The following is a 6,775-nucleotide window of genomic DNA, read 5'->3' as shown; positions in this document are numbered from 1 at the left end:
AGGAGCTCGGCCGGGCGCGGGACCGTGATCCGGCGCAGCCGGACCGCGAGCGCCGCCGCGACCGCGACCGCCACCGCGCCCGCCACCCCGTCGGGGTGGGTGTGCGTGACGCGCGCGGACAGCGCGGCCTGCTCGGCGGCGCGGGCGACGTCGTCGCTGAACCAGGCGCCCAGCGGCGCCACCCGCATCGCCGCGCCGCTGTCGCGGCTGCCCTGCCCCTGGGCGAGCGCGGGCGTATCGGTCTCCCAGGCCGCCGGGGCGCCCGCGAGCCGGGGCAGCAGGTCGTGCATGCCCGCGCCGTAGCCGCGCCCGGGCTCGGCCATGAAGGCCTTGCCGAACGCCCGCGCCAGCCGCTGCTGGTCGATCTCGCCCTGCCCGTCCAGCACCCGCAGCACGGACAGCGCCATCGCCGTGTCGTCGGTCCAGTGCCACACGCGGGTCACCGGTACGGAGCGGGCGCGGATCTCCTCGTACGCGCTACCGCCCAGCTCGAAGATCGGGTACCAGCACTCGCCGAACGCGTCGCCCAGCGCCAGCCCGCGCAGGCTGTCCCGGGCCGCCGCCCGGTTCGCGGCCAGGGCGGCGTCGGCGGCGGCCGCGCCGGAGGCCGCCTGACCCGCCGGGCCCGTTCCGGCGCCCGGCAGCGTGCCGCCCTTCCTGGCCCCGGCCACCGTCCCCGGGGCCGTCCCTGCCGCCGTTCCCGTCGCCGTTCCCGTCGCTGTCCCTGTCGCGCCCGTCGCCATCGCAGTCATGTCGCGAATGCTGACAGATCGGACCCTTACTTCTGGGGGAAGCTGAACCCGTAGCCCTGATCCTTCAGCCAAGCGAGGGTGTCTCCGAGCGCCCCCACCGTCTCGCTGCGGTCGCCGCCGCCGTCGTGGAAGAGGATGGTCGGGCCGTTGCCGATCTCGGTGCGGACGGTCTCCAGGATGCGGCCCTCGCCGGGCAGGTCGAAGTCCTTGGTGTCCACGTTCCAGCCGAGCGGGCGCATGCCGTGCGCCGCCGCGATCTTCCGGCTCTCGGGGGTGAACGCGCCGCCGGGCGCGCGGTAGTAGTGGACCTCCGCGCCGCCTGCCGCGTCCTCGATCATCCGCTTGGCGTCGAGGATCTCCTTCTTCTGGTACGCGACGGGCTTGTGGTCCATCCCCGTGTCGTGGCTGACGGTGTGGTCGCAGAGCCGGTGCCCGGCCGCGACGACCCGCTTGACCAGGTCGGGGTGGGCCCGCGCCTGCGGCCCGATCATGCAGAAGGTGGCCTTGGCGCCGTGCGAGGCGAGCACGTCCAGGACGCGCGGGGTCCAGGTCGGGTCGGGGCCGTCGTCGATGGTGATGTTGACGGCCTTGCCGCCGCTCTCGGTCGCGTGGCTGATCCCCTCCGGCGCGCGCCGCGTCCCCGCCCTGCCGACGGGTTCGGTGGACTCGCGCCCCTGCGGCTCCGCCGCGTTGCCCGGGGTGTGCCGCGCCGCGGAGCCCGGCGCCGACGCGAGCGTGAGCGCGCCGAGGACGACGGCGAGCGCGGCGAGCGCCGAGGTCACGGCGAGCGCGAGGGAGGCGGTCGGCGAGGTGCGTCGGCCGGCGGGGGTCGGTCGGGCCATGGAACGTTCACTCTCCGGCTGAGGCGGTGCTGCGGGATCGGCGGTCCTGCGGGATCGCCCAGCCAGATGTGACGAATGGGGTGAACGGTTCGCTTCGGCCCGGTGGTTCGGGGTGTGTTACTGATCACCTTCAGCGGCGGCGGCCTCACCGACTGCGACGGCCTCACCAGTGGCGATGGTCTCGCCAGCCGCGATGGCTTCACCGGTGGCGATGGCCTCCGCTACTTCCGCCGTACGGGCCGCCTCCTCGGCCGCGAAGCGCTCCGCGTCGAGCCGCTCGGCCAACTCCTCGTCCTGGGCCATGAGCAGGTCGAGGTTGGAGTCGCCGAGCTCGAAGACGCCGAGGTCGACGTACGCCCGCTGGAGCCGCTCGCCCCACAGCCCGATGTCCTTCACGCACGGCACGATCCGGCTGAACAGCAGCTTGCGGAACAGGTGGAGGAACTCCGAGCGCTCGGTGTACTCCGCCGCCTCGTCCGCCGGGATGCCGAAGTTGTTCAGCACCTCGGTGCCGCGCAGCCGGTCGCGCATCAGATAGCAGCCCTCGATCACGAACTCCTCGCGCTCGCGCAGTTCGGCGTCGGTCAGCTGCTTGTAGTAGTCGCGCAGCGCCATCCGTCCGAAGGCGACGTGCCGGGCCTCGTCCTGCATCACGTAGGCGAGGATCTGCTGCGGCAGCGGCTTGTCGGTGGTGTCGCGGATCATGCCGAACGCGGCGAGCGCGAGCCCCTCGATGAGCACCTGCATCCCGAGGTACGGCATGTCCCAGCGGGAGTCGCGGAGCGTGTCGCCCAGCAGGGCCTGGAGGTTGTCGTTGATCGGGTAGAGCATCCCGATCTTCTCGTGCAGGAACCGGCCGTAGATCTCGGCGTGCCGGGCCTCGTCCATGGTCTGGGTCGCGGAGTAGAACTTCGCGTCCAGGTCGGGCACGGACTCCACGATCCGCGCGGCGCACACCATCGCGCCCTGCTCGCCGTGCAGGAACTGGCTGAACTGCCAGGCGGCGTAGTGCCGTCGCAGTTCACCCTTGTCGCGCTCGGACATCTTCGCCCAGTGCCGGGTGCCGTGGAGGGCGAGCGCCTCGTCGGGGGTGCCGAGGGGGTCGTACGGGTCGACCTCCAGGTCCCAGTCGATCCGCTTGGCGCCGTCCCACTGCTTGTCCTTGCCCTTCTGGTAGAGGGCGAGGAGGCGGTCGCGGCCGCCCGCGTACTCCCAGCTGAAGCGGGCCGCCCCGGAGGCCGGCACCTCCCATGACTCCCCACCGGGGTCCCTCGCGTAGAGCTCGTGCGTCGACATCGCGTAACTCCCCTCCACGGTCCGATGATTGGCAGGCTCACACGTCGGTTACCACCGGGTCAACAAGTCGCGCAAGGGGGATTGACGGGCTTGCTGACAAGCAGTCTCATAAGGCCGTACCGACGGTAACCGGCCAGCGAGGTGTGCTCAGCGATGACGACCGTGGACCAGGAATCCGTACGCTCCGCCTGCCGGGACGCCCTGGGGCTGCTGAAGGACCGCGAGGCGGTCGCGGAGCGGCTGCTGCGCGTCTCCGCGAAGCACTCCTTCGACCCCGACACCGAACTCGACTGGGACGCCCCCTTCGAGGAGGGCAAGTGGTTCTGGCCGCCGGAGCTGGTCTCGCTCTACGACACCCCGCTGTGGCGGCGGATGCCCGAGGAGCAGCGCAGGGATCTGGCCCGCCACGAGGCGGCCTCGCTCGCCTCGCTGGGGATCTGGTTCGAGGTCATCCTGATGCAGCTGCTCGTACGCCATATCTACGACAGGCCGCTGACCGGCGCGCACGTCCGCTACGCGCTGACCGAGATCGCGGACGAGTGCCGGCACAGCAAGATGTTCGCCCGCATGATCGAGAAGGGCGGGGCGCCCGCGTACCCGGTGACACGGTTCCAGCACAACATTGCGCGCGTGCTCAAGACCTGTTCCACGACGCCGGGTTCGTTCGCGGCGACGCTGCTCGGCGAGGAGATCCTCGACTGGATGCAGCGGCTGACGTTCCCCGACGAGCGGGTCCAGCCGCTGGTGCGCGGCGTCACCCGCATCCACGTCGTGGAGGAGGCCCGCCACGTCCGCTACGCGCGCGAGGAACTCCGCCGCCAGATGGCGACCTGTCCGCGCTGGGAGCGCGGGTTGACCCGCCTCAGCGCGGGCGAGGCGGCCCGCGTCTTCTCGGTCGCCTTCGTGAGCCCCCAGGTCTACCCGAACGTCGGCCTGGACCGCCACGAGGCCCTGGCCCAGGCCAAGTCCAGCCCCCACCGCCGCGAGGTCATGCAGACGGGCGCGAAGCGCCTGACGGACTTCCTGGACGAGGTGGGCCTGATGCGGGGGGTAGGCCGGAGACTGTGGCAAAGCTCGGGACTACTGGCGTAGCCGCCGCGCTGCGACTGGGTAATGCCTGACGGAACGTCATTGCCCCGCACCTCACGGGTTGATGCAGTCGCATCGTCCTACGGGTTGTCCCGTAACCCGATTTCGAACCATGTCGCCTTTCCTGGCCCCGGGCCATCCGTGCAGACGCCCCATGAGTCCGCACCGGCGGAGATGAGGAGCAGCCCTCGGCCCGACTCCTCATCGGATGAGGGGGTTTGGCCGCAGGGGAGGCCCGGCGCCTCGTCGTGTACGAGTACGCGCAGGCGGCGTGGACGGTCCGACTCCCCTCCGATCCACTCGGCGAACAGGGTCACGGGTGCCGTACAGCCCTTGCTGTGACACGCGTTGACCGAGTTGGTGACGGCCTCCGATGTCAGCAGGAGCGCGGCGTCGGCGAGTTCGTCGCCTTTGGCGGCGGCCAGCAGGGCCCGCACGGCTTCCCGCGCGGTGCGGACCCACATGGGGTCTGGCGGGAAGACCAGTGAGCAGTCGGTGGGGATGGCTTGGTTTCGCATGGCCCGAAGGTAGGGTCATGTGTGATGGAGTTACAACCGTGTACGGGAAATTGTCCACGCACGAGTGGTTCCAGCTGGCCCTGTGTGGACCTCAGATGACTCACACGGCACACTTCCCACCGGCGAATCAGGAGGGATCGCATGGCGCTCAGGACCAATCCGAGCGAGCGGCAACGGAGGCTCGGCGCGGAGCTTCGCAAGCTCCGGACTGGCGCCGGGCTCTCCGGCGATGCTGCGGGAGCCCTGCTCGACGCCGACCGCACGCGGATCAGCCACATCGAGGCCGGCCGAATGGACGTGCCGCGCAACGGGCTGTACCGGCTGCTGCGTTCGTACCGCTGCCCCGACGGCCCGCTGTTTGAGGGCCTCATGGACATGGCGCACGATCGCGGCAAGGGCTGGTGGGACGAGTACGTCGACGTGCTGGGCCGCAGGGCCCGTGACCTCGCCGAGACGGAGTTCCGCGCGACAGGCATTCGCATCCACGAGCCATTGTTCATCCCCGGGATGTTTCAGACGGAGAGCTACGCTCGCGCGGTCATCCAGAGCGTGGAGCAGGACGTCGAGCACATCGACCGCTACGTCGGGTTCCGAATGGGGCGGCAGCGTGTGCTCACCCACGACCGGCTCACCTCCTATCACGCGGTGATCCACGAGTCCGCGCTCCGTGTTCAGATCGGGAGCCCGAAGGTAATGCGCAAGCAGCTGCTGAGGCTGATCGAGGTGACCCGACTGCCGAACGTGACGGTGCAGATCTTTCCGTTCGAGATGGGTGCCTATTCCGTCTTCAGCCGCCCGTTCATGCTCTTCGGAGGATCGACGCGGGAACTGGACACCCTCTACCAAGAGCAGCCGCGCAGCGCCTCGTTCAGTGGGGAGGTTGAACGCATCGCCGAGTACGACAGAATGTTTGACCGGCTGGCGGCTCTGGCGTTCGATCCCATCGACCCGCATGCGGCACCCGAAGCGCAAGAGACCAGAGACTCGCTCAGCCTGATCCAACATGTCCTGCACGAACTGGGTTAGGAGCGAGATGTTCCAACTTGCATGGCAAAAGTCCTCGTTCAGCACTGGAGCGGAAGGGGAATGCGTCGAGGTGGCGACAGCGGCGGACGGGCTGATACGCCTCCGCGAGAGCGACGATCCAGCCGTGGTGGTGACCACGGCACCGGGCCGGTGGGGGGCCTTCCTGCAGAGGATCAAGGCGGGGGAGTGCGACGGTCTCACCGCGTAGCGGGGAGTTCAAGAATGCTTACGTGCCGGCCTCGCGCCACCGTCGAGCAGTCCGTCGACCTCCTCGTCGAGATCGAGGGCGGCAGGATTGACGGGAAAGCGTCGCTCGCTGCAGGCGGGCCGTTGCCGAACCGGTGACGGCGTACATAGGATCCCTGGCATTCGAATCTGGGTAAGGGGGGATTTCAAGGGTGTTGGGCGACGTGCCGGATACACCCCTTCGGGGGCGGGAAGAGGAAATCGCGCGGCTCGCCGAGATCCTTGAAAGCTGTACCGGCGGCGACCGTACGCTCATCGCCATCGAAGGCCCGCCCGGAGCCGGCAAGTCCCGTTTCCTGCGCGAGGCGTTGACCGTCGCCGAGCGGCTCGGGCTCTCGGATCTCGTCATCGCCGTCGACAACGCCCAGCACCTGGACGAGAAGGCCGTCAACGCGCTGGTCAGCGGCCGCCGCCCGCCCCCCTGCGGCACCGTCAACTGGATCCTCGCGCGGCGCTCGGTCGCCGGCGCGCCCCCGCTGGACGGCGTCCTGCCGAACCCCGTCGACCGCAGCGAGCGCATTGCCCTCTCCGCGCTGCCGCACCCCGCCGCCATGGACATGGCCGCGGACGTCCTCGGGGCCCGGCCTGAGCCCGAGCTCATACGGGTTCTCGGCCGCGCCGGCGGCCACCCCCGGCGGCTGCGGGAACTCCTCGACGGGATGCGCGAGGAGGGCAGCATCCTCGTGGACGGAGCCGCGGCGCACCTCGTCGCCGACCGGGTTCCGCGGTCGCTCGTCAGCCGGGTGGAGAGCTCGCTCATCGGGTACTCCGACNNTCCTGGACGAGGTGATCGCCGCCGGGGTGCTGGCGCACCGGAACGGGCGGCTGGCGTTCCAGGACGAGCTGCTGCGGCAGCTGATCACCGACTGGATGGCACCCACCGTCCGCCAGGCCCTCAGCCAGCAGGCCGATGCCTTACGCCGGGAGGCCGATGCCCTGCGCCGGGAGCCCGGCTCGCGAGCCCGGTCGGCCCCGCCCACCGACCCGTCCGCCGCCCCGGGTGCCG

The 6,775-nt window shown here is 70.4% G+C and carries 8 protein-coding genes and 1 pseudogene; 5 read left to right on the top strand and 4 right to left on the bottom strand.

Annotation, left to right across the window (positions count from 1 at the left end):
- The 3 genes from AOK16_RS15800 to AOK16_RS15790 form a co-directional block, all read right to left on the bottom strand.
- Positions 1-752, bottom strand: a 752-nt coding sequence (locus AOK16_RS15800; RefSeq protein WP_169790901.1) for an ADP-ribosylglycohydrolase family protein, incomplete at its 3' end; no start/stop codon positions are given.
- A 26-nt stretch (positions 753-778) separates the two neighbouring features.
- Positions 779-1,594, bottom strand: coding sequence for a polysaccharide deacetylase family protein (locus AOK16_RS15795; protein ID WP_079101435.1), 816 nt, complete (start codon positions 1,592-1,594; stop codon positions 779-781).
- 117 nt (positions 1,595-1,711) lie between these two features.
- Positions 1,712-2,890: a ferritin-like domain-containing protein gene (locus AOK16_RS15790; protein WP_079101434.1), complete on the bottom strand. Its 1,179-nt coding sequence runs from the start codon at positions 2,888-2,890 to the stop codon at positions 1,712-1,714.
- Between the two features lie 153 nt (positions 2,891-3,043).
- On the opposite strand from AOK16_RS15790, the gene AOK16_RS15785 reads away from it, so the two are divergent.
- Positions 3,044-3,982 (top strand): AurF N-oxygenase family protein, encoded by a 939-nt coding sequence (locus AOK16_RS15785; protein WP_055472877.1) that lies wholly within the window; start codon positions 3,044-3,046, stop codon positions 3,980-3,982.
- Between the two features lie 77 nt (positions 3,983-4,059).
- On the opposite strand, the gene AOK16_RS15780 is transcribed toward AOK16_RS15785, so the two are convergent.
- Complete coding sequence (locus AOK16_RS15780) at positions 4,060-4,497, bottom strand: ATP-binding protein (RefSeq protein WP_205627696.1); 438 nt, start codon at positions 4,495-4,497, stop codon at positions 4,060-4,062.
- A gap of 141 nt (positions 4,498-4,638) precedes the next feature.
- Here AOK16_RS15780 and AOK16_RS15775 point away from each other — a divergent pair, with 141 nt between their 5' ends.
- The 4 genes and pseudogenes from AOK16_RS15775 to AOK16_RS27670 form a co-directional block, all read left to right on the top strand.
- Positions 4,639-5,523 (top strand): helix-turn-helix domain-containing protein, encoded by an 885-nt coding sequence (locus AOK16_RS15775; RefSeq protein WP_055472876.1) that lies wholly within the window; start codon positions 4,639-4,641, stop codon positions 5,521-5,523.
- The gene (locus tag AOK16_RS15770; protein ID WP_338058489.1) at positions 5,501-5,731 is read left to right on the top strand and encodes a DUF397 domain-containing protein; all 231 of its coding nucleotides are present in this window, start codon (positions 5,501-5,503) and stop codon (positions 5,729-5,731) included. The genes AOK16_RS15775 and AOK16_RS15770 overlap by 23 nt, the downstream gene beginning before the upstream one ends.
- 190 nt (positions 5,732-5,921) lie before the next feature.
- Positions 5,922-6,542: pseudogene (locus AOK16_RS29290) on the top strand (AAA family ATPase); the annotation flags it as partial.
- Between the two features lie 2 nt (positions 6,543-6,544).
- On the top strand, positions 6,545-6,775 hold a 231-nt coding region (locus AOK16_RS27670; protein WP_205627695.1), incomplete at both ends, for a hypothetical protein.

The sequence above is a fragment of the Streptomyces pathocidini genome, assembly GCF_001418495.1.
Lineage (GTDB): Bacteria > Actinomycetota > Actinomycetes > Streptomycetales > Streptomycetaceae > Streptomyces > Streptomyces pathocidini.
The sequence above is the reverse complement of the archived record's forward strand: the minus strand, read 5'-3'. Positions and strand labels throughout refer to the sequence as shown.

Bases quoted from the DNA above. Each gene is read 5' to 3' on its own strand.
- AOK16_RS15795 (WP_079101435.1), bottom strand. From the start codon at position 1,594: ATGGCCCGACCGACCCCCGCCGGCCGACGCACCTCGCCGACCGCCTCC.
- AOK16_RS15790 (WP_079101434.1), bottom strand. From the start codon at position 2,890: ATGTCGACGCACGAGCTCTACGCGAGGGACCCCGGTGGGGAGTCATGG.
- AOK16_RS15785 (WP_055472877.1), top strand. From the start codon at position 3,044: ATGACGACCGTGGACCAGGAATCCGTACGCTCCGCCTGCCGGGACGCC.
- AOK16_RS15780 (WP_205627696.1), bottom strand. From the start codon at position 4,497: ATGCGAAACCAAGCCATCCCCACCGACTGCTCACTGGTCTTCCCGCCA.
- AOK16_RS15775 (WP_055472876.1), top strand. From the start codon at position 4,639: ATGGCGCTCAGGACCAATCCGAGCGAGCGGCAACGGAGGCTCGGCGCG.
- AOK16_RS15770 (WP_338058489.1), top strand. From the start codon at position 5,501: ATGTCCTGCACGAACTGGGTTAGGAGCGAGATGTTCCAACTTGCATGG.